General features: G+C 74.8%; 1 protein-coding gene. It reads right to left on the bottom strand.

The features are described from left to right. A partial coding sequence (paaZ, locus tag WJX68_RS25180) for a phenylacetic acid degradation bifunctional protein PaaZ (RefSeq protein WP_340295479.1) occupies positions 1–1,601 on the bottom strand: 1,601 nt, incomplete at both ends.

The raw sequence follows: 1,601 nt of genomic DNA, 5'->3' as shown, positions 1-1,601 counted from the left end.
CCGGGTGACGTCGGCGTCCCAGCGGACCTCGCCGTAGCCGGCGGACTCGCGCGGGGTGAGCTGCTTGCAGGTCAGGGTCACGGTCAGCTCGTCGTCGAAGCGGACCGGGGTGAGGAACCGCAGCCCGTCGACGCCGAAGTTCGCGAGCACCGGGCCGGGGTCGGGGTCGACGAACAGCCCGGCGGCGAGGGAGACGACCAGGTAGCCGTGCGCGACGCGCTGCCCGAACAGCGGGTTCGCCGCGGCCGCGGCCTCGTCCATGTGGGCGTAGAACGTGTCGCCGGTGAACTCGGCGAAGTGCTCGACGTCCTCGCGGGTCACCCGGCGCGGGCCGGCGACCAGGCAGTCGCCCGGCCGCAGCTCCTCCAGGTGCTTGCGGAACGGGTGGACGTCGGACTCGTGGCGCCGGGCCCCGGCGACCCACCGCCCGGTGATCGCGGCCAGCGAGTCGGGGTCGGCCTGCACGGCGGTGCGCTGCATGTGGTGGAACACCCCACGCACGCCGCCCATCTCCTCGCCGCCGCCGGCGCGGCCCGGTCCGCCGTGCACGAGCTGCGGGAGCGGCGAGCCGTGCCCGGTGGACTCGCCCGCGTCGCGGGCGTTGAGCACGTGCACGCGACCGTGGAACGGCGCGACACCGAGCACGACCTCGCGGACGAACTCCGGGTCGGCGCTGACGACGGACCCGGCCAGCGAGCCCTGGCCGCGGGCGGCGTAGTCGACGAGCTGTTCGGTGGTGTCGTAGGGCAGCACCGTCGAGACCGGGCCGAACGCCTCGACCTCGTGCGGCTCGGCGCGGTCCGGGTCACCGACCAACAGCAGCGGGGAGACGAACGCGCCACGGTCGGCGTCGGCGCCGGTCACCTCGACGCGGTCGGGGTCGCCGAACACGATCCGCCCGGCGTCACGCAGCGCCTTCACGCTGCGCCGGACCTCCTCGCGCTGGTCCAGGCTCGCCAGGGCCCCCATCCGGACACCCTCGGCGCCGGGGGCGCCGACCACGACCTTCCCGAGCCGGGCGGTGACGGCCTCGACGACGGCGTCGACGTGTGCGCGCGGCACGAACGCGCGCCGGATCGCGGTGCACTTCTGTCCGGCCTTGACCGTCATCTCGGTGGTCAGGGCCTTCACGAACAGGTCGAACTCCTCGGTGCCGGGCCCGGCGTCCGGCCCCAGCGCGGCCAGGTTCAGCGAGTCGGCCTCGGCGGAGAACCGCACCGAGTTCCGGACGATCCCGGGGTGGCTGCGCAGGGTCTGCGCGGTGGCCGCCGACCCGGTGAAGCTCACCAGGTCCTGCCCGGTGAGGTGGTCGAAGGCGTCGCCCAGCGACCCGGCGACGAACTGGACCGCGCCGTCGGGCAGCAGGCCGGAGTCCACGATCAGCTCGACCAGCCGCGCGGTGAGGAACGCGGTCGGCGACGCCGGCTTGATCAGCGTCGGGACGCCGGCGAGGAACGCCGGGGCGAGCTTCTCCAGCGGGCCCCACACCGGGAAGTTGAACGCGTTGACCTGCACCGCGACCCCGTGGCGCGGGGTCAGCACGTGCTGGCCGAGGAAGGTGCCGCCGCGGCCGAGCGGCTCGACGTCGCCCTCGACGTGGA

The organism is Pseudonocardia spirodelae (genome assembly GCF_037727765.1).
GTDB classification, from domain to species: Bacteria; Actinomycetota; Actinomycetes; order Mycobacteriales; family Pseudonocardiaceae; genus Pseudonocardia; species Pseudonocardia spirodelae.
Note: the sequence above shows the minus strand (reverse complement) of the source record. Positions and strands in the feature narration are given on the sequence as shown.